We start from the raw sequence: 1,159 nt of genomic DNA on the forward strand, positions 1-1,159 counted from the left end.
CTCGCCTTACTTAAACACCCAATCCCTAAATAATGCGCCATACGCTCCGCAATCACACTGCGCTCATGCCGGCATTCTCTCAAAGCACGCGCCATCGCACGCTTAATGCGTGAGCGAAACCGCCCTAAATCAATCTGCGCAACCGGTTCGCGACAAGGAAAAACCGGCTTTTGGAAAAAATCAAGCTGCCCACAACCATGCCTCTTCATGACAGCACCTCCCCCGATTGCTTGTTCAAATAATCATAAAACCGCGCCTTTGTCTGCGCATCCGCCCTCTGCCAAACACCCAATAACTGAGCAAAAACCCGCTCTTGTTCATTAATTTGCGGCGGCGTATTAATCCCATTGACCAAATCAACAGCCCGCCGTAAATCTCCCTCAACCTGTTGGAGCGCAATCGCCACCCGCCGTTGCGCAACCGGCTCCATCTTCGCCAACTTCAACAATTGCGCTTGATTATCCGCCAATGCCGTCCCCCGCAAAACAGAACGCAACTCCGGTTGTAAATGCTGGGCAATACAGTTGAGACGTTTCACGACATCTTGAGAGAAACCAATGCGGTCCGCCACATGTTTAGCAAAAGATAAAGTTCTCCTCTTGCCATCTTCTCCCTCCATTTGAGCAATAGGGTCAACTTGACCCAATTGCTTTAAATGTGCATCACCTCCGATCAAAGGTGCAACTTGCACCTTTGATTTTTCATCCCCTTCACACCCAGTTTCGTTATGCTCTGAAGAACCATCATTTGGCAAAGGTGCAACTTGCACCTTTGCCACTTTGTCCTTTGTATATTGATTACCACCGATCAAAGGGTAATGTTTACCCTTTGATTTTCTGTCGCCACCAACCTTAATTTCCCCATACTTCTTTTCCCACAACTCGCGGTAAGTCTGGACAAAAAGCGCACGGTCAATAACAGACAACTCATTACGAAAGAGGTTTTCTGCCACTTCTAAAAGCGCAGCATTATCCTTATCAGCCTGCACCACAACCGCATCAATTTCACTATAGCCCAAAAGCTCCGCAGCACGCAGCCGATGCGCACCAGCAATAAGCGTATAATTGCCCTCTTTAGCATTAGGGGTATGGCGCACCGTAATCGGATTCATCAATCCCTCCCGCGCCATTGATTGTGCAAGTGCCTTGGCATGCTCATC

At 48.7% G+C, this 1,159-nt stretch carries 1 protein-coding gene and 1 pseudogene; both read right to left on the bottom strand.

Translation table 11 applies throughout. The annotated features are described in order from the left end of the window. Positions 1-209: pseudogene (locus tag ACFIJL_RS09485) on the bottom strand (hypothetical protein); the annotation flags it as partial. After that, the coding region (locus ACFIJL_RS09490) for a ParB/RepB/Spo0J family partition protein (protein ID WP_375624463.1) at positions 206-1,159 on the bottom strand (954 nt) is incomplete at its 5' end. The gene ACFIJL_RS09490 and the pseudogene ACFIJL_RS09485, both read right to left, overlap by 4 nt.

Origin of the sequence: Bartonella sp. TT119HLJHH (genome assembly GCF_042193385.1) — a bacterium.
Classification (GTDB): domain Bacteria; phylum Pseudomonadota; class Alphaproteobacteria; order Rhizobiales; family Rhizobiaceae; genus Bartonella.